Annotated in this window: 17 protein-coding genes; 13 read left to right on the forward strand and 4 right to left on the reverse strand. The window is 59.8% G+C overall.

Annotated elements, in window-relative coordinates:
- Entirely contained in the window at positions 1 to 849 is an 849-nt protein-coding gene (efeU, locus tag ACN1C3_RS24485; protein WP_419118320.1) for an iron uptake transporter permease EfeU, read from the reverse strand.
- Between the two features lie 199 nt (positions 850 to 1,048).
- Here efeU and ACN1C3_RS24490 point away from each other — a divergent pair, with 199 nt between their 5' ends.
- The 6 genes from ACN1C3_RS24490 (at position 1,049) to ACN1C3_RS24515 (ending at position 7,907) form a co-directional block, all read left to right on the forward strand.
- Positions 1,049 to 2,065, forward strand: a complete 1,017-nt coding sequence (locus tag ACN1C3_RS24490) for an AraC family transcriptional regulator (protein WP_419118321.1) — start codon at positions 1,049 to 1,051, stop codon at positions 2,063 to 2,065.
- A 238-nt stretch (positions 2,066 to 2,303) separates the two neighbouring features.
- Positions 2,304 to 3,962 carry an AMP-binding protein gene (locus ACN1C3_RS24495; protein WP_419118322.1) on the forward strand — a complete coding sequence of 553 codons (1,659 nt, stop codon included), beginning with the start codon at positions 2,304 to 2,306 and terminating at the stop codon, positions 3,960 to 3,962.
- A gap of 16 nt (positions 3,963 to 3,978) precedes the next feature.
- The gene (locus ACN1C3_RS24500; protein ID WP_419118323.1) at positions 3,979 to 4,746 is read left to right on the forward strand and encodes an SDR family NAD(P)-dependent oxidoreductase; all 768 of its coding nucleotides are present in this window, start codon (positions 3,979 to 3,981) and stop codon (positions 4,744 to 4,746) included.
- Positions 4,747 to 4,758: 12 nt separating this feature from the next.
- The gene (locus ACN1C3_RS24505) at positions 4,759 to 5,952 is read left to right on the forward strand and encodes an acetyl-CoA C-acyltransferase (RefSeq protein ID WP_419118324.1); all 1,194 of its coding nucleotides are present in this window, start codon (positions 4,759 to 4,761) and stop codon (positions 5,950 to 5,952) included.
- A 9-nt stretch (positions 5,953 to 5,961) separates the two neighbouring features.
- Positions 5,962 to 7,089, forward strand: coding sequence for an acyl-CoA dehydrogenase (locus ACN1C3_RS24510; RefSeq protein WP_419118325.1), 1,128 nt, complete (start codon positions 5,962 to 5,964; stop codon positions 7,087 to 7,089).
- Between the two features lie 44 nt (positions 7,090 to 7,133).
- On the forward strand, positions 7,134 to 7,907 hold the full coding sequence (locus tag ACN1C3_RS24515; protein WP_419118326.1) for an enoyl-CoA hydratase: 774 nt from the start codon (positions 7,134 to 7,136) through the stop codon (positions 7,905 to 7,907).
- Between the two features lie 130 nt (positions 7,908 to 8,037).
- Here ACN1C3_RS24515 and ACN1C3_RS24520 read toward each other — a convergent pair whose 3' ends face one another.
- Together ACN1C3_RS24520 and ACN1C3_RS24525 are read right to left on the reverse strand one after the other, a co-directional pair.
- A complete protein-coding gene (locus tag ACN1C3_RS24520) occupies positions 8,038 to 9,189 on the reverse strand; it encodes an acyl-CoA dehydrogenase family protein (RefSeq protein ID WP_419118327.1) in 1,152 nt (383 codons plus the stop codon).
- Between the two features lie 3 nt (positions 9,190 to 9,192).
- Positions 9,193 to 10,299, reverse strand: a complete 1,107-nt coding sequence (locus ACN1C3_RS24525) for an enoyl-CoA hydratase/isomerase family protein (protein ID WP_419118328.1) — start codon at positions 10,297 to 10,299, stop codon at positions 9,193 to 9,195.
- A gap of 527 nt (positions 10,300 to 10,826) precedes the next feature.
- Here ACN1C3_RS24525 and ACN1C3_RS24530 point away from each other — a divergent pair.
- The 7 genes from ACN1C3_RS24530 to astA all read left to right on the forward strand — a co-directional run bounded on the left by ACN1C3_RS24530 (position 10,827) and on the right by astA (position 16,715).
- Complete coding sequence (locus ACN1C3_RS24530) at positions 10,827 to 11,606, forward strand: transporter substrate-binding domain-containing protein (RefSeq protein WP_419118329.1); 780 nt, start codon at positions 10,827 to 10,829, stop codon at positions 11,604 to 11,606.
- A gap of 76 nt (positions 11,607 to 11,682) precedes the next feature.
- The gene (locus ACN1C3_RS24535; RefSeq protein WP_419118330.1) at positions 11,683 to 12,408 is read left to right on the forward strand and encodes an ABC transporter permease; all 726 of its coding nucleotides are present in this window, start codon (positions 11,683 to 11,685) and stop codon (positions 12,406 to 12,408) included.
- Positions 12,405 to 13,115, forward strand: a complete 711-nt coding sequence (locus ACN1C3_RS24540) for an ABC transporter permease (RefSeq protein ID WP_419118331.1) — start codon at positions 12,405 to 12,407, stop codon at positions 13,113 to 13,115. The genes ACN1C3_RS24535 and ACN1C3_RS24540 overlap by 4 nt, the downstream gene beginning before the upstream one ends.
- Positions 13,116 to 13,194: 79 nt before the next feature.
- Positions 13,195 to 13,956, forward strand: coding sequence for an ABC transporter ATP-binding protein (locus tag ACN1C3_RS24545; protein WP_419118333.1), 762 nt, complete (start codon positions 13,195 to 13,197; stop codon positions 13,954 to 13,956).
- A gap of 12 nt (positions 13,957 to 13,968) precedes the next feature.
- On the forward strand, positions 13,969 to 14,448 hold the full coding sequence (locus ACN1C3_RS24550) for an Lrp/AsnC family transcriptional regulator (protein ID WP_090322115.1): 480 nt from the start codon (positions 13,969 to 13,971) through the stop codon (positions 14,446 to 14,448).
- A 285-nt stretch (positions 14,449 to 14,733) separates the two neighbouring features.
- Entirely contained in the window at positions 14,734 to 15,684 is a 951-nt protein-coding gene (gene ctlX / locus ACN1C3_RS24555) for a citrulline utilization hydrolase CtlX (RefSeq protein WP_419118334.1), read from the forward strand.
- On the forward strand, positions 15,681 to 16,715 hold the full coding sequence (gene astA / locus ACN1C3_RS24560; RefSeq protein WP_419118335.1) for an arginine N-succinyltransferase: 1,035 nt from the start codon (positions 15,681 to 15,683) through the stop codon (positions 16,713 to 16,715). Before ctlX ends, astA begins: the two co-directional genes overlap by 4 nt.
- 121 nt (positions 16,716 to 16,836) lie before the next feature.
- Here the strand turns inward: astA and ACN1C3_RS24565 are convergent, their stop codons facing one another.
- Positions 16,837 to 17,544 (reverse strand): HPP family protein, encoded by a 708-nt coding sequence (locus ACN1C3_RS24565; RefSeq protein ID WP_419118336.1) that lies wholly within the window; start codon positions 17,542 to 17,544, stop codon positions 16,837 to 16,839.
- Between the last annotated feature and the right edge of the window lie 43 nt (positions 17,545 to 17,587).

Here is a 17,587-nt window from a genome sequence, read left to right on the forward strand (position 1 = left end):
TTACTGGCTGGAAACGGAAGAAGGTTGACTTGGCGCTGGCTCGCTGGCGGCCGCCGGAATGAAGAACAGCACCAGCGTCACCACCAGATAAATCAGATAAGCGCCCAAGGTGCTGATGGTCGGCGCGTCCTGATAACCGAACATGCCGGCCAGCACCGAGCCTGACGGGCCATCCATCGGCAAGGTCGCGCTGAAGTCGAAGAGCACGGTTTGCAGGTGATTCCACAGGCCGGCTTCATGCAGGGCTTGCATTGAGCTGGAGAGGATTCCGGCGGCGACCACCAGGATGAACAGCCCGGTCCATCGAAAGAACGCGCCGAGGTTCAGGCGCATGCTGCCGGTGTAAATCAGGAAACCCACGACAATCGCCAGAACCAGGCCGAGCAGGGCGCCGATCGGCGCGGCGGGACCTTCGCTTTGCTGGAACACCGCGAGCAGGAAGAACACTGTTTCCAGGCCTTCCCGGGCAACAGCGAAAAACACCATGGCGATCAGCGCGGTGACCTGGTGTTTGGAACCGGTCAGCGCGTGATCGAGGGAAACGTGGAGGGAGTGCTTGATCGAGCGTGCGACCTTGCGCATCCAAAACACCATGGAACTCAGAATGGCGACGGCCACCAGACCGACTACGCCTTCGAAGAGCTCCTGCTGTTTCTGCGGGAATTCGGCGCTGACCAGTTCGAGGCCGCCGCCAACCAACAAGGCCAGGGCGGCGGCGAGAAATACGCCGATCCACACTGCGGGCATCCACTGCCCGCGACCGGTTTGCTTGAGGTAGCTGGCGATGATGCCAACGATTAATGCCGCTTCAATGCCTTCGCGCAGCATGATCAAAAAGGGAACCAGCATTCAGCACCGCGTTGAGAGTAAATGAGAAGCCAAGTTGTAACATAATGATACTCATTACTAAATGTGGATGATTTAGATTTACCTGAACGGAAGCTGAACGAACGGAGGTTCCGTGGTGCACCGAAAAGATCGCAGGCTGCGCCAGCTCCTACGTTAAGATGAGCGCCCCATTCATTTGCGCAGGGCAGTGCAACCGTCAATGTCGGAAAAAGACACCATCTCCATCCAGCTTGTGCGCGAAGCCCTGTTGCAGAGCTGTGCGTCTGGCCCTGCGACGGATGAAGTACTGAACAAGGTCGGCATAGATCCGACGCTGCTCGATCATCCGCGAGCGCGTGTCCCGGCTACTGCCTATGCGCGTCTGTGGCGCCTGCTGGCCCGGCGTTTGGATGATGAATTTTTCGGCATGGATCCGCGCAAGCTCAAATCCGGCAGCCTGGAGTTCCTCTGTCGCTCGTCTATGGCGCAATTGACCCTGGCAGCGGGGCTGGAGTCGGGGCTGGGGTTTCTATCGCTGATGTTCGAGCGCATGCCAGCGCAGCTTGTTCAGCAGCAGAGTCTGGCGGAAATCGTCCTGCTGGAGGACGGCAAGGATCCGCGCCGGGCCTTCAGCTATTTCACTTACTGGATGATCGTCCATGGCGTCGCCTGCTGGCTGGCCGGGCGGCGGATTCCGATTCTGGCCATTGAGCTGCGTTGCCCTGAGCCGGATTTTTGCGACGACTACAAGGTGATGTTTTCCGAGAACCTGCGCTTTGATCGACCACGGACCCGGATGATCTTTTCGGCTGATTGTCTCGATCTGCCGATCAAGCGCAGCACTGAGGAACTCAAGCGTTTTCTGGCCCATGCTCCGGCCAATATCCTGGTCAAGTATCGCGACCCCCAGAGCCTGGCCAGCCGGATCAAGAACGATCTTCGGCAGTTGCCCGCCGAACACTGGCCGGAAACCGACAGACTGGCGCAACGCCTGTGCATGTCGGCCTCGACCTTGCGCCGACGTCTTGCCGAAGAGGGTCAAACCTATCAAGGGCTCAAAGACAGTGTGCGCAAGGAGCTGGCGATCTTCTGGCTGGCCGAGCCGCAGATCAGCTTCAGCGAAATCGCCACGCGGTTGGGGTTTGCCGATGCCAGCTCGTTCTACAAAGCGTTTCGCAAATGGTCGGGCTCCAATCCCGGGCATTACCGGAGCTTGATTTTGAATGAGGCAGGGTAGGGCCTGGCGCATAGATTGAGATTTCTGTTGTCTGACAGTCAGTCTTCGCGGGCAAGCCCGCTCCCACAAGGATCACGCTACATCCTGTGGGAGCGGGCTTGCCCGCGAAAGCGTCAGCACAGGCTCCGCATCTCTAAACCTTGGCCAAACCAGTCAACCAACTTGAAAGCTTTGACCATTGCCCCGCACTCCGCGCGGAGCCAGTATTTCCTAATAAAAAGACCGAGGGATTCTGGTGATGCGCGATTACTTGTCTGCCACTGCACAGTTCGATTATCAACACACTGTCGATACCGCCCTGAAGGGCACTCTGACGGCGCTCAATGCTTGCGTCGAATGCTGCGACCGGCATGCGTTGCCCGGCCGCATTGCGTTGTTCTGGGAAGGCCGCGACGGCTCCAGTGCGACCTACACCTTCAGCGAGTTGCAAGACAAGGCTGCACGCTTCGCCAATTTCCTGTTGGCTCAAGGCGTCAAGAAGGGCGACAAAGTCGCGGGCCTGTTGCCGCGCAACGTTGAGCTGCTGATCACCGTCTTCGCCACCTGGCGCATCGGCGCGGTCTATCAGCCGCTGTTTACCGCTTTCGGCCCCAAGGCTATCGAACACCGGCTGAACAACTCTGGCGCAGCGCTGGTGGTGACAGACGCCGTTAACCGCTCCAAGCTCAATGAAGTCATGGACTGCCCGACCATCGTCACCGTTGGCGGCCCCAAAGGCCAGGGCATCGTGCGCGGTGACTTCAGTTTCTGGGCCGAACAGGCCAATTATTCGGCTGACTGCGAACCAGCGCTGCTGGGCGCCGACGATCCTTTCCTGCTGATGTTCACCTCGGGCACCACTGGCCCGTCCAAATCGCTGGCCGTGCCGCTCAAGGCGATTGTTGCGTTTCAGAGCTACACCCGCGATGCGATGGACCTGCGCCCGGAAGACGCGTTCTGGAACCTCGCTGATCCGGGTTGGGCCTACGGCATCTACTTCGGCGTCACTGGCCCGTTGTCCATCGGCCACCCGATCACCTTCTACGATGGTCCGTTCACCCTGGAAAGCACCTGCCGGATGATCAACAAATACGGCATCACCAACCTGACCGGTTCACCGACCGCCTATCGCTTGCTGATCGCGGGCGGCGATGAATTCGCCCGCTCGATCAAGGGCAAGCTGCGTATCGTCAGCAGTGCCGGCGAGCCGCTGAATCCAGAAGTGATCCGCTGGTTCGCCGACAACCTTGGTGTAGTCATCCACGACCATTATGGTCAGACCGAAACGGGCATGGTGCTGTGTAATCATCATGGGCTTGAGCATCCGGTGCACGTCGGCTCAGCCGGTTTCGCCTCACCGGGGCACCGGATTGTGGTGCTTGATGACAACTATCAGGAATTGCCAGTCGGGCAGCCAGGGATTTTGGCGATTGATCGCACCCAGTCGCCGATGTGCTGGTTCGCGGGGTATGAGGGCGCTCCGACCAAAGCCTTTGTCGGCGATTACTACCTCAGCGGCGACACCGTGGAGCTGAACCCGGACGGCAGCATCAGCTTCGTCGGTCGCAGTGATGACGTGATCACCACGTCGGGCTACCGGGTTGGCCCGTTCGATGTGGAAAGCGCACTGATCGAACACCCGGCGGTAGTTGAAGCCGCGGTGGTCGGCAAGCCCGATCCGGAGCGCACCGAGCTGGTCAAAGCCTTTGTGGTGCTCAGCCCGCAATACCGTGCCGCGCCGGAGCTGGCCGAAGAGCTGCGCCAGCATGTGCGCAAGCGTCTGGCGGCGCACTCGTACCCCCGTGAAATCGAATTTGTCAGCGAACTGCCGAAAACCCCAAGCGGCAAGTTGCAGCGCTTTATCTTGCGCAATCAGGAAATCGCCAAGGCTCAAGAGGCCGCGGCTCACAAGGCTTGAATCCAAGGAAACAATGATGCAGATCGAAAACAAGGTTTTTCTCGTTAGCGGCGGCGCCTCCGGTTTGGGCGCTGCCACGGCTGAAATGCTGGTGGCCGCCGGTGCCAAAGTGATGCTGGTGGATTTGAACGCCGACGCAGTGGCCGCCCAAGCGCAAAAGCTCGGTTCCCAGGCTCAAAGCGTCGTGGCCGATATCAGCCAGGAAGCGGCAGCCGAAGCGGCGGTGAAGGCCACGGTCGCGGCTTTTGGTGGGTTGCATGGGCTGGTCAACTGCGCGGGTGTGGTTCGCGGCGAGAAGATTCTTGGCAAGAATGGCCCCCATGGGCTGGCCAGCTTCAGCCAGGTGATCAACGTCAATCTGATCGGCAGCTTCAACCTGCTGCGTCTGGCGGCTGCGGTCATTGCCGAAGGTGAAGCCGATGCCGACGGCGAGCGCGGTGTGATCATCAACACCGCCTCGGCTGCGGCCTTCGATGGCCAGATCGGCCAGGCAGCCTATGCGGCCTCCAAAGGCGCGATTGCCAGCCTGACATTGCCTGCCGCCCGTGAATTGGCGCGCTACGGTATTCGGGTGATGACCATCGCTCCGGGCATCTTCGAAACACCGATGATGGCCGGCATGACCCAGGAAGTACGCGACTCTCTGGCCTCTGGCGTACCGTTTCCGCCACGTCTGGGTAAACCTTCGGAGTACGCTTCGCTGGTTAGGCATATTATTGAAAACAGCATGCTCAACGGTGAGGTGATCCGTCTCGACGGTGCCTTGCGCATGGCCGCCAAGTAAGGAGGATTTGTCATGACTATTACCAACGATCCGATTGTTATTGTCAGCGCCGTCCGCACCCCAATGGGTGGTTTTCAGGGCGATTTGAAAAGCCTGAGCGCACCGCAACTGGGTGCCGCAGCGATCCGCGCTGCCGTCGAGCGCTCCGGTGTTGCGCCTGATGCGGTGGAAGAAGTGCTGTTCGGTTGTGTGCTGTCGGCCGGTCTCGGTCAGGCACCTGCGCGACAAGCGGCACTGGGCGCCGGGCTCGACAAGTCGACCCGTTGCACCACGCTCAACAAGATGTGCGGCTCCGGCATGGAAGCGACCATTCTGGCCCACGACATGCTGCTCGCCGGCAGTGCCGAGGTGGTGGTAGCCGGCGGCATGGAAAGCATGTCCAACGCACCGTATCTGCTGGACCGCGCCCGCAGTGGCCTGCGCATGGGCCACGGCCAGGTCATCGACCATATGTTCTTCGATGGTCTGGAAGACGCTTACGACAAGGGCCGCCTGATGGGCACCTTCGCCGAAGATTGCGCCGAGGCTAACGGCTTCAGCCGCGAAGCCCAGGACGCGTTTGCCATCGCGTCGACGACCCGTGCCCAGCAGGCCATCAGCGACGGTAGTTTTGCCGCCGAGATCGTGCCATTGCAGGTCATGGTCGGCAAAGAGCAGAAGTTGATCATCGACGATGAACAACCGCCAAAGGCCAAACTGGACAAGATCGCCGGGCTGAAACCTGCGTTCCGCGAAGGCGGCACGGTGACCGCGGCCAACTCCAGTTCGATTTCCGACGGTGCGGCGGCTTTGGTGTTGATGCGCCGCTCCGAGGCTGAAAAGCGCGGCCTCAAACCGCTGGCAGTGATTCACGGCCATGCGGCGTTTGCCGATACACCGGGCCTGTTCCCGGTGGCTCCAGTGGGGGCAATCAATAAGCTGATGAAGAAGACCGGCTGGTCGCTGGATGAGGTCGATCTGTTCGAAGTCAACGAAGCCTTTGCCGTGGTCAGTCTGGTGACCATGAGCAAACTGGAAATCCCTCATGAGAAAGTGAACGTGCACGGCGGCGCTTGCGCCCTGGGCCATCCGATCGGTGCGTCCGGTGCGCGAATTCTGGTGACGCTGCTCTCGGCCCTGCGCCACAAAGGCCTGCACCGTGGCGTGGCGGCAATCTGCATCGGCGGCGGTGAAGCCACGGCCATGGCCGTTGAAGTTTTGTACTAAGGAATCCTTATGCTCCCGACTGATGAACAACTACAGATCAGCGACGCGGCCCGGCAGTTTGCCCAGGAACGGCTGAAACCGTTCGCCGCCGAGTGGGACCGTGAACATCGCTTTCCCAAAGAAGCCATCGGCGAGATGGCCGAGCTGGGCTTCTTCGGCATGCTGGTGCCGGAGCAGTGGGGCGGTTGCGACACCGGTTACCTGGCCTACGCCATGGCCCTGGAAGAAATCGCCGCCGGTGACGGCGCCTGCTCGACCATCATGAGCGTGCACAACTCGGTGGGTTGCGTGCCGATTCTAAAATTCGGCAACGATCAACAGAAAGAGCAGTTCCTTAAACCGCTGGCCAGCGGCGCGATGCTCGGGGCCTTTGCCCTGACCGAGCCGCAGGCCGGTTCCGACGCCAGCAGCCTGAAAACCCGTGCCCGACTGAACGGCGATCACTACGTGCTCAACGGCTGCAAACAGTTCATCACCTCCGGGCAAAACGCCGGGGTGGTGATCGTGTTTGCAGTGACCGATCCGAGTGCTGGCAAGCGCGGTATCAGTGCGTTTATCGTCCCCACCGATTCGCCCGGCTACAAGGTTGCGCGGATCGAAGACAAGCTCGGCCAGCACGCGTCGGACACCTGCCAGATTCTGTTCGAAGAGGTGAAAGTGCCGGTCGCCAACCGCTTGGGCGAAGAGGGTGAGGGCTACAGAATCGCCCTGGCTAACCTCGAAGGCGGGCGTGTCGGGATTGCCTCGCAATCGGTGGGCATGGCCCGTGCGGCGTTTGAAGCGGCGCGCGATTACGCCCGCGAGCGCGAGAGTTTCGGCAAGGCCCTGATCGAGCATCAGGCCGTGGCCTTCCGCCTGGCGGACATGGCCACGCAGATCGCCGTCGCCCGGCAGATGGTGCATTACGCGGCGGCCCTGCGTGACAGCGGCAAACCGGCGCTGGTCGAGGCGTCGATGGCCAAACTGTTCGCCTCGGAAATGGCTGAAAAAGTTTGTTCCTCGGCGTTGCAAACCCTTGGTGGCTATGGCTACCTGAGCGACTTCCCGCTGGAGCGCATTTACCGCGATGTGCGCGTTTGCCAGATCTACGAAGGCACCAGCGATATTCAACGCATGGTTATTTCACGCAATCTTTGACGCTCTCGATTTCTACTTTCTATTGCTAAGGCAGGAGCCCACTCATGAGTTATGAAACGATTTTGTTGGAAATCCACGGCCGGGTCGGTCTGATCACCCTCAACCGCCCGCAAGCCCTGAATGCGCTGAATGCGCAGATTGTCAGTGAGCTGAATCAGGCGCTGGATGGTCTGGAAGCCAACCCCGAAATTGGCTGCATCGTGCTCACCGGTTCGAAGAAAGCCTTCGCTGCCGGTGCCGACATCAAGGAAATGGCCGAACTGACCTATCCGCAGATCTACCTCGACGATCTGTTCAGCGACAGCGATCGGGTGGCCAATCGCCGCAAACCGATCATCGCTGCGGTAGCCGGTTTTGCCTTGGGCGGTGGGTGTGAGCTGGCGTTGATGTGCGACTTTATTCTGGCCGGTGACAACGCCAAATTCGGCCAGCCGGAAATCAACCTTGGTGTGCTGCCGGGCATGGGCGGCACCCAGCGACTGACCCGCGCCGTGGGCAAGGCCAAGGCCATGGAAATGTGCCTGAGCGGGCGCTTGATCGATGCAGTGGAAGCCGAACGCGCCGGGATTGTTGCGCGCATCGTGCCGGTGGATGAGTTGCTGGAGGAAGCGCTGAAAGTTGCAGCGGTGATTGCCGGCAAGTCCCTGCCGATTGCGATGATGGTCAAGGAAAGCGTGAACCGCGCCTTTGAAGTCAGCCTGTCCGAAGGCGTGCGTTTCGAGCGCCGGGTGTTCCATGCGGCGTTTGCCATCGAAGATCGCAAAGAAGGCATGGCCGCGTTTATCGGCAAGCGTGAGGCGCAGTTCAAGGGTAAATAAATGATGTAGCGTCCTCACCGACGTCATCGCGAGCAAGCCCGCTCCCACACTGAATCGAGTTCAGCCGCCAGATTTTCGGCCAACATCGATCTAATGTGGGAGCGGGCTTGCTCGCGATGCTTTTCAGCTCTCAGATCTGATAGTTCTTCAGCTCCCGCGCAATCACCATCCGCTGTATCTCGCTTGACCCTTCATAGATCTGCGTAATCCGCGCATCGCGGTAGTAGCGTTCTACCGGGTAATCCTCCAGATAGCCGTAACCACCGTGGATTTGTATGGCCGAGGAACAGACCTTTTCTGCCATCTCCGAAGCAAACAGCTTGGCCTGTGACGCTTCCGACAGGCAGGGTTTTCCGGCACTGCGTAGACGCGCTGCATGCAAAATCAGCAAGCGTGCAGCGTTCAAACGGGTGTGCATGTCCGCCAGCAGGTTGGCGATGCTCTGGTGCTCGATGATTGGTTTGTCGAACTGCACCCGATCGCGCGAATACGCCAGTGCCGCTTCGAACGCCGCACGGGCAATGCCCAAGGCCTGAGCGGCGATGCCGATACGGCCGCCTTCAAGGTTGGACAAGGCAATCGCCAGCCCCTTGCCGCGCTCACCCAGCAGATTCGCTTCAGGAATCGTGCATTGGTTGAGGGTGACGGCGCAGGTGTCCGAGGCGCGAATACCCATCTTGTGTTCGGTGCGGTCGACGATAAAACCCGGGGTGTCGGTCGGCACCAGGAACGCCGACAGGCCTTTCTTGCCCAGTTCCGGATCGGTGACAGCGAAGACAATGGCCAGCTTGGCCCGTTTGCCATTGCTGACGAATTGCTTGGCGCCGTTGATCACCCACTGGCCGTCGCGCAATTCGGCGCGAGTGCGCAGGTTATGCGCTTCGGAACCGGCCTGGGGTTCGGTCAATGCGAAGCAGCCAATGGCTTGCCCGCTGGCCAGATCAGGCAGCCAGGTCTGTTTCTGCTCCTCGGTGCCGTAGTTAAGGACCGGCCCGCAGCCCACCGAGTTGTGGATGCTCATCAGGGCGCCGGTCGCGCCGTCGCCGGCGGAGATTTCTTCCACCGCCAGGGCGTAGGCGACGTAGTCGACATAGGTGCCGCCCCATTCCTCGGGGACCACCATGCCGAGCAGGCCCAGCTCGCCCATCTTCGACACCAGCGCATCATCGATCCAGCCGGCCTTTTCCCATGCCTGAGCGTGGGGCGCGATTTCATTGCGGGCAAAGTCCCGGGCCATGTCGCGGATCATGACTTGCTCTTCACTCAATTCAAGGTCGTGCATGGCTCAGCTCCCACTTGTGTCGAAACCGCTGAAGAAACTCGCGACGTGCTCGCCATCAAGGGCTTGCAAGGTCGGCGGGTTCCAGCGCGGGCTCTTGTCTTTGTCGATCAGCAAGGCGCGCACGCCTTCGATCAGGTCACCACGTTCGAACCACTGACGGTCCAGATGCAGCTCGAGGGCGAAGCACGCTTCCAGGCTCAGCTGACGACCGCGACGCAGCATCTCCAAGGTTACGCCCATCGCCAGCGGCGAGCGGCTTTCCAGAAGAGTGGCGGTAGTCTTGGCCCATTCGTGGCTGTCGGCGACCGTTACTTCGCGCAAGTGCTCGACGATGCTCGGCACATCGGGCAGGGCAAAGAAGTGGTCGATGGCCGGGCGCAGGGCGTGCAGCGGGGCGTCAGGCAGTTGCTGCACGGCGAGGTTCGCCAGAAGGCCCTGCAAGTCCTTGAGTGGCGTTTCGTGCCACGCCAGGCTGTCGAGGCGCTGGTCCAGCAGGCTCAGTTGGTCGCTTTCCAGATACCAATCGGCCAATCCGCAGTAAAGCGCATCGGCGGCACGGATTTGCACGCCGCTGACGCCGAGGTAGATCCCCAGTTCGCCCGGGATTCGTGGCAGGAAATAACTGCCGCCGACATCCGGGAAGTAACCAATGGCCACTTCCGGCATCGCCAAACGGCTGCGTTCGGTGACGATTCGCAGATCTGCGCCTTGCACCAGCCCCATGCCGCCGCCGAGGACAAAACCGTCCATCAGTGCCAGCACCGGTTTGGGGTATTGGTGAATGGCCAGGTCGAGGGCGTATTCCTCGACGAAGAAGTCTTGGTGCAGGGTTTGTCCGTTTTTGAAGCTGTCGTACAGCGAGCGGATATCGCCACCGGCACAAAAGGCTTTTTCACCGGCACCGCGCAACACCACCGCATGCACCTGTGGGTCATGGGCCCAGGTGTCGAGCTGCTGGTGCAGGCTGCGGACCATGTCCAGGGTGAGGGCGTTGAGGCCGGTGGGGCGATTGAGGGTCAGGTGGCCAATATGGTTGCGGACCTCGGCCAGCACTTCGTTTTGCGTGGCATCGACGTCCCGTGTCGCTTGGGGTGAAACCTGAGCAGTCATCACTAACTCCCTGCTTTTGTTGTTCTTTATAGAAGTGTTCGCGCGCGAACGATGCCGGATCGTAACAGTGCAAATTTGCCATGTACAACCCGGATAACTGCAGGTCTGGTGTGCATTTTTGCAAGATGGTCGAGGTCCTGTAGGAGCAGCCGGTCGACGCTCGATTGCTCGCGATGGACTCAAGGGCGGTGTGTTTATTCAGACAGCACGCGTCATCGTTAACGTCCATCGCGAGCAAGCTTGCTCCTACAACGACCGATTCGGCTGTGAAATACCGCTTATCAGCAGAACCGGGTTGTCTGCACGGGCCCTTACGACACCTGCCCCAGACGTTCTGTTGGCATTCTGGCGTTCCATTTGAAGCCGTCTGCGACAAGGGTTTCAGGGTGGGTGTGGCGACGCACCCGTTTAAAACAATAAGAACGCTGTTGCGGTGGATGCCGCATCGACTCATCACTCCTGCCCATAAATGTGGCTCGGTCGTACACCTGGCCGCGATAAATCCAAATAAATCGGGACTTACGAAGATGAACAATAAATGGCTGGCCTTACCTGTACTCGCGTTGCTGTTCTGTTCGGCAGGCGCTAGCGCCAAAGAGTGGAAAGAGCTGCGATTTGGCGTCAATCCAAGCTACCCACCGTTCGAATCGACCACCGCTGACGGTGGTGTGCAAGGCTTTGGCGTCGACCTGGGCAATGCGATTTGTGCTGAGCTTAAGGTCAAGTGCGTGTGGGTCAGTAACGACTTCGACGGTCTGATCCCGGCGCTCAAGGCGGGTAAGTTCGATGCGATCGAGTCGTCGATGACGGTGACCGATGCGCGTAAAAAACAGATAGATTTCACCGATCGTCTGTACGCCGGCCCGACCGCGATTGTTACCCGCAAGGACTCCGGCCTGGAACCCACCGCCGAGTCCCTCAAAGGCAAGACCATCGGCTACATGCAGGGCACCATTCAGGAAACCTACGCCAAGGCCAAACTGGCACCCGGTGGTGTGAAACTGCGGGCTTATCAGAGCCAGGATCAGGTCTACGCCGACCTGGTGTTCGGTCGTCTCGATGCGTCTATCCAGGACAAGCTGCAAGCGCAGATGAGTTTCCTGACCTCGCCACAAGGCGCGCAATTCCAGAACAGCCAAGGCATCAGCGATCCATTGGTACCGTCGGAAATCGCCATTGGTATCCGCAAGGACAACGACGAGCTTAAAGGCATGATCAACACCGCCATCAAGGCCCTGCATGAAAAGGGCATCTACGCGCAGATCCAGCAGAAGCACTTCGGCGATCTCGATCTCTACAACAACTGATCCTTGCACAGCCTGACGCTGTATCGCCCCGTGCGATGCAGCGTTGGTCTGTGGCAACTCAAGACAGGTGAATGGCGTGAATTCCTTCCTGAATATTCTGGGCCTCGACGTGTCGGCCCTGCAAGGCTATGGCCCTCTGTTGCTGCACGGCACCTGGGTGACCCTGAAACTGTCGGCGCTCTCGCTTGTGGTCAGCATGCTGCTGGGCTTGCTGGGTGCTGCGGCCAAGCTCTCGCCGCTGCGCATCTTTAATCTGCCGGCGACTTTCTACACGACGCTGATCCGTGGCGTTCCCGATCTGGTGTTGATGCTGCTGATTTTCTACAGCCTGCAAGGTTGGCTGAGCAGCCTGACCGAAGCCATGGGCTGGCCTTATGTGGAGATTGATCCGTTTGTGGCGGGCATCATCACCCTGGGGTTTATCTACGGCGCCTATTTCACTGAAACCTTTCGCGGCGCGATTCTCAGCGTCCCACGGGGCCAACAGGAAGCTGGCGCGGCGTTCGGCTTGAACCGCTGGCAACGGTTTCGCTTCGTGGTGTTCCCGCAAATGATGCGCTTCGCGTTGCCGAGCCTTGGCAACAACTGGTTGGTGTTGCTCAAAGCCACGGCGCTGGTGTCGATCATCGGCTTGTCGGACCTGGTCAAGGTCGCGCAGGAAGCCGGCAAAAGCACCTTCAACATGCTGGATTTCTTACTGCTGGCAGCGGCGCTGTATCTGCTGATCACCAGTGCTTCGAACTATGTGCTGCGGGTGCTTGAGCGGCGTTACAACCAGGGCGTGCGGGGGATGACGCGATGATCGAGTTGATTTCGGAATACTGGAAACCCTTTCTCTTCAGTGATGGCTACAACTTCACCGGGTTGGCCATGACCTTGTGGTTGCTCTGCGTGAGCATTGTCCTGGGGTTTTTCCTGTCACTGCCGCTGGCGATTATGCGGACCTCGCGCTGGGGCGTGCTGCGCTGGCCGGTTCAGCTGTTCACCTATGTGTTTCGCGGCACACCGCTGTATATCCAATTGCTGATTTGCTACAGCGGGATCTACGGCATTGCGGTGGTCCGTTCACAACCGCTGCTGGAAGCGTTCTTTCGCGATGCGATGAATTGCACCTTGCTGGCGTTCACCCTCAACACCTGCGCCTACACCGTAGAAATCTTTGCCGGGGCGATTCGCAGCATTCCCTACGGTGAAATCGAAGCGGCCCATGCCTATGGCTTGAGTGGCTGGCGTTTGTATCTGCGGCTGATCCTGCCATCGGCGTTGCGCCGGGCACTGCCGTATTACAGCAATGAAGTGATCCTGATGCTGCATGCGACTTCCGTGGCCTTCACCGCGACCATTCCAGACATCCTCAAGGTCGCCCGCGACGCCAATGCTGCGACCTTCATGACTTTTCAGGCGTTCAGCATTGCCGGGTTGCTGTACCTCGCGCTGTCTTTCGGGCTGGTGGGTGCATTCCGTCTGGCAGAGAAGCGCTGGCTGAGCTTTCTCGGTCCGGCTCACTGAGCCCGTTGCGCGCGGCTTTTCACTTCTATTCTTTCTGTCCAGAGTCACGCCGACAGCGGCGCGGCTCCAGGAGTTTTCCATGTACAAACTGACGGTTGAAAATCTGTATAAACGCTTTGGTGACAATGAGGTGCTCAAGGGCGTCTCGTTAAACGCGCGGGCCGGCGATGTGGTGAGCATGATCGGCGCCAGTGGTTCAGGCAAAAGCACCATGCTGCGCTGTATCAACTTCCTTGAACGCGCGGATGAAGGTTCCATCGAGCTGGACGGTGAACGGATTGCCACCCGGCCAGCCGCAGGCGGTATGCGTGTATCCAGCCCGGCGCAGTTGCAGCGGTTGCGCACGCGCTTGGCCATGGTGTTCCAGCATTTCAATCTGTGGAGTCATCTGACGGTTCTGGAAAACATCATACTGGCGCCATGCCGTGTGCTGGGTATCAGTCGCAAGGATGCCGAGGCAAGCGCCCGCGCGTATCTGGACAAAGTCGGTTTGCCGCAGCGAGTCGCCGAGCAGTACCCGGCGTTTCTTTCCGGTGGTCAGCAACAGCGGGTGGCGATTGCCCGGGCGTTGGCAGTGGAGCCGCAGATTCTGTTGTTCGACGAGCCGACCTCGGCGCTCGATCCGGAACTGGTGGGCGAAGTGCTCAAGGTAATCCAGGCGTTGGCTGAAGAAGGTCGTACCATGCTGATGGTCACCCACGAAATGGGTTTTGCCCGGCAGGTGTCCAGCCAGGTGTTGTTTCTGCATCAAGGCCGGGTTGAGGAGCAGGGAACTGCAGAGATTCTTGACCGGCCACAGAGCGAACGTTTGCAGCAATTTTTATCGGGCCGTTTGAAGTGAGGCAAGACGTACATGGCGGATATCCGCGATCTGTCGATCGTGCTTGATCGTATCGATCAGGCAATTATTGAGGTGCTGCGCCACGAAGGGCGCATCACCTATCAGAAGCTTTCCGAGCGGGTGCACCTGACCCCCAGGCCGTGCCTGGAACGGGTGCGCAAACTCGAACAGCTCGGGGTTATCCGCGGTTACGGGGCGATTCTCGACGAGAAGAAGCTGACACCGGGGCTGTCACTGCTGGTGCTGGTGGCGCTCTCGAACCAAAGCGGCCGGGCGGCACAGAAGGCCTTCGAGGCCAAGGTCCGTGCTTGCCCGCAGGTGCTGGAGTGCCGCTTGATCAGCGGCGCATTCGACTACAGCCTGCGTATGCGTTGCCGCGACATGGAACATTACCGGGTCCTGACCGAAGTCTGGTTCGACGACCCGGACCTGCACATCGACAAGCTGGTCAGCCATCCCGAACTGGCGATGGTCAAGACGTCGATGGAGTAAACCCGTAAGGTCGTGCAGGTCTTCAAAATATTCGCGGGCAAGCCCGCTCCCACATAGGTCGCGTATACCCTGTGGGAGCGGGCTTGCCCGCGAAGACGTTTACCCAGACGCCATAAATCGTATCGACCTACCTGGAATCCAGCACACCTCTTTCCCCCCGCCGAATCGGCTGCTCACCCCCTCGCTTTCAGCCATTTCCATCACACCCACCCCCATTATCAGCCGGGTTTTCCCGGTGCCGAATCAGACAATGAGCACCTCTCAACCCTCATTGATTCTGTGCCCATGCAAACCACCAATACCGTTTTGATGATTCGCCCGACACGTTTCTCCTTCAATCAGGACACGGCTGCCAATAACCGCTTCCAGCGCCCGGCAGCGGTTGCCGAAGACGTGCAGCTCAAGGCCCTTCAAGAGTTCGATGGCTATGTCGCCGCTCTGCGTGAGCAAGGCGTCACCGTCATGGTGCACAACGACAGCGAAGCGCCGCATACCCCGGACTCGATCTTCCCCAACAACTGGTGGAGCAGCCATCCCGACGGCACATTGGTGCTGTACCCGATGCAGGGCCATAACCGTCGCCTGGAACGGGACAAAGGCGTGCTGGACCGGCTACACGACGAATACCGGGTCGAGCAGGTACTGGACATCTCCAGCCTCGAGCAGCAGGAAGTGTTCCTTGAGGGCACCGGCAGCATGGTCCTCGATCGTCAGCAGCGAATTTGTTACGCCGGTTACTCCACCCGCACCCATGCCCAGGCCCTGAATCAGGTGGTCGAGCATCTGGGGTATGAGCTCTGCGCATTCAACGCGGTGGACCGTCAGGGCGTCGCTATCTATCACACCAACGTGATGATGAGCGTGGGCACCAGCCTCGCGGTGGTGTGTCTGGAGTCCATCAGCGATCTGAACGAGCGCGCTGCGCTGCAGTCGCGGCTGGAGGGCAGCGGCAAACAGGTCCTGGCCCTGAGCTGGGAGCAGCTGGAGTCGTTCGCCGGCAACATGCTCGAAGTCCATAACGCGGCGGGTGATCCCTTGTTGGTCATGTCGCGTACCGCCTGGCAATCGCTGGATGCCGCACAACAAAAGCTGATCGAGCGTCACGCCAAACCGCTGCCGGTGAACATCGACACCATCGAACGCATCGGCGGCGGCAGCGCTCGCTGCATGCTGGCGGAAGTTTTTTTACCTCAACGGCTGCCTAAACGTCTGACAACCCAGGAGCAATCGCGATGATCGTCCGTCCTGCCACCATGGCTGACCTGCCTGCATTACTGGCTCTGGCCCACAGCGCCGGCACCGGTTTGACCACCTTGCCGGCCGACGCCGTGCGTTTACGCCATCGTCTTGAGTGGGCGGAAAAAACCTTCGCTGGCGAGGCGGAACGAGCGGATGCCGATTACCTGTTTGTACTGGAAGCCGAGAACGGCCAAGCCGTCGGTATTTGTGCCCTGGCCGGTGCCGTAGGCATGCGCGAGCCCTGGTACAACTACCGCCTCGGATTGTTTGTCGCGGCGTCGAAGAATCTGGGAATCAACCAGCACATGCCGACGTTGTTTCTGGGCAACGACATGACCGGCCATTCGGAACTGTGCTCATTGTTCCTGCACGCCGATCACCGCAGCGGACTGAATGGGCGGTTATTGTCCAAGGCCCGTTTTCTGTTTCTGGCCGAGTTTCGCGAGCAGTTCGGCGACAAGGTGATTGCCGAGATGCGCGGCTACTCGGATGAAGAGGGCGTTTCGCCGTTCTGGGAAGGATTGGGGCGGCATTTTTTCAAGATGGATTTTGCCGATGCCGACTACCTGACCGGTCTGGGCAACAAGACCTTTATTGCTGAGTTGATGCCCAAGTTCCCGCTGCCGACCTGCCTGCTGCCGGAAACGGCACGCTCGGCGATTGGTCGGGTTCACCCCAATACCGAACCGGCACTGGGCATGCTCAAAGCCGAAGGTTTCGACCACAAGGATTACATCGACATCTTTGACGGCGGACCGCTGATCGAGTGCGCCACCGGTGACATTCGCGCGGTGCGTGACAGCCAGGTGCTGCAGCTGAGCATCGGCACAACCGGTGAGCAGGCGGTGCCGTATCTGATTCACAACCGCCAGTTCGCCAATTGCCGGATCACCGCTGCGCCCGCGCGGGTTGCGGCAGGGACTTTAATTGTTGATGCCCACACAGCTATTAGCCTCGGCTTGAGTGCCGGTGATTCGGTTCGGGCAGTGAGCCTGGCAGTACCGGCGCGTCAACTAGCGGCGGCCTAAGGGAAGCAGCAACGGGGGGGCTGAGCCTAATGCTGATCAGTTAAGCCCGCTCCCACAAGGTATTGCGGCGTTCAAATCCTTAACTGACTGGCATTAGGCCCTGAGCCCCGTTGATCTCAGGTCAGACTCTGCTGGACAGCACTTCACCGATGCTGCGGCGTCTGGCGTGCAGTTCGCTGGCGTGGATCAGTTGCTCCAGATCCTCTGGGGTCACGTCGAAGAACTCTTGCATATCTTCCAATGCACGCCGCAGGTCTTCGGCGGTAATGCCCGCAGGATCTATGGGTGGGTGATCGGCCGGAATCACCACTACCGTCTCGTTATGACGCTTGGGGTAGCGAATCCGCGTCAGGTTGTTGTAGGCCAAGGCACTGAGCAGCATGCAAAGAGCGCTAAGCATGACGGGGCCCAGCTCCAGCCAGTCCATGGCGATGGTCGCAGGGTCTGCCATCACCAGCAACAAGGCCAGGGCCCCGGCCGGTGGATGCAGGCAACGTAACCAACACATCAGAATCAGCGCCATGCCGGCGGCCAGGCAGGCACTGCCCAGGGTTCGGCCGAGCACATGGGCCACCAGTAGCGAAATCACGGCGGCGGTAAAGTAGCCGCCGAGAATCGACCATGGCTGAGCCAGTGCGCCGGACGACACGGCAAACAGCAACACCGCTGAAGCCCCCAGCGGGCCGATCAGGTGCAGCGCGACATCCATTCCGAACACATACCCGCAGAACCAGACACTGAACAAAGTGCCGAGGGACATGCCGATGGCGGCGCGGCTCCATTCGGTGGGGCGGGTATTGATGGCAGCAGGTAACCAGCGAGCAAACATGACGAAGACGATCCAATTACAGATGGCGGGCAAAAAGAAGGGC

Source organism: Pseudomonas sp. H11T01 (genome assembly GCF_048515765.1).
GTDB lineage: Bacteria > Pseudomonadota > Gammaproteobacteria > Pseudomonadales > Pseudomonadaceae > Aquipseudomonas.

Excerpts from the sequence above, each read along its gene's own strand:
- ACN1C3_RS24530 (WP_419118329.1), top strand. The coding sequence starts at position 10,827 with ATGAACAATAAATGGCTGGCCTTACCTGTACTCGCGTTGCTGTTCTGT.
- ACN1C3_RS24520 (WP_419118327.1), bottom strand. The coding sequence starts at position 9,189 with ATGCACGACCTTGAATTGAGTGAAGAGCAAGTCATGATCCGCGACATG.
- ACN1C3_RS24550 (WP_090322115.1), top strand. The coding sequence starts at position 13,969 with ATGGCGGATATCCGCGATCTGTCGATCGTGCTTGATCGTATCGATCAG.
- ACN1C3_RS24545 (WP_419118333.1), top strand. The coding sequence starts at position 13,195 with ATGTACAAACTGACGGTTGAAAATCTGTATAAACGCTTTGGTGACAAT.
- ACN1C3_RS24565 (WP_419118336.1), bottom strand. The coding sequence starts at position 17,544 with ATGTTTGCTCGCTGGTTACCTGCTGCCATCAATACCCGCCCCACCGAA.
- ACN1C3_RS24540 (WP_419118331.1), top strand. The coding sequence starts at position 12,405 with ATGATCGAGTTGATTTCGGAATACTGGAAACCCTTTCTCTTCAGTGAT.
- ACN1C3_RS24505 (WP_419118324.1), top strand. The coding sequence starts at position 4,759 with ATGACTATTACCAACGATCCGATTGTTATTGTCAGCGCCGTCCGCACC.
- ACN1C3_RS24500 (WP_419118323.1), top strand. The coding sequence starts at position 3,979 with ATGCAGATCGAAAACAAGGTTTTTCTCGTTAGCGGCGGCGCCTCCGGT.
- ACN1C3_RS24525 (WP_419118328.1), bottom strand. The coding sequence starts at position 10,299 with ATGACTGCTCAGGTTTCACCCCAAGCGACACGGGACGTCGATGCCACG.
- ctlX (WP_419118334.1), top strand. The coding sequence starts at position 14,734 with ATGCAAACCACCAATACCGTTTTGATGATTCGCCCGACACGTTTCTCC.
- ACN1C3_RS24510 (WP_419118325.1), top strand. The coding sequence starts at position 5,962 with ATGCTCCCGACTGATGAACAACTACAGATCAGCGACGCGGCCCGGCAG.
- astA (WP_419118335.1), top strand. The coding sequence starts at position 15,681 with ATGATCGTCCGTCCTGCCACCATGGCTGACCTGCCTGCATTACTGGCT.
- efeU (WP_419118320.1), bottom strand. The coding sequence starts at position 849 with ATGCTGGTTCCCTTTTTGATCATGCTGCGCGAAGGCATTGAAGCGGCA.
- ACN1C3_RS24495 (WP_419118322.1), top strand. The coding sequence starts at position 2,304 with ATGCGCGATTACTTGTCTGCCACTGCACAGTTCGATTATCAACACACT.
- ACN1C3_RS24490 (WP_419118321.1), top strand. The coding sequence starts at position 1,049 with ATGTCGGAAAAAGACACCATCTCCATCCAGCTTGTGCGCGAAGCCCTG.
- ACN1C3_RS24515 (WP_419118326.1), top strand. The coding sequence starts at position 7,134 with ATGAGTTATGAAACGATTTTGTTGGAAATCCACGGCCGGGTCGGTCTG.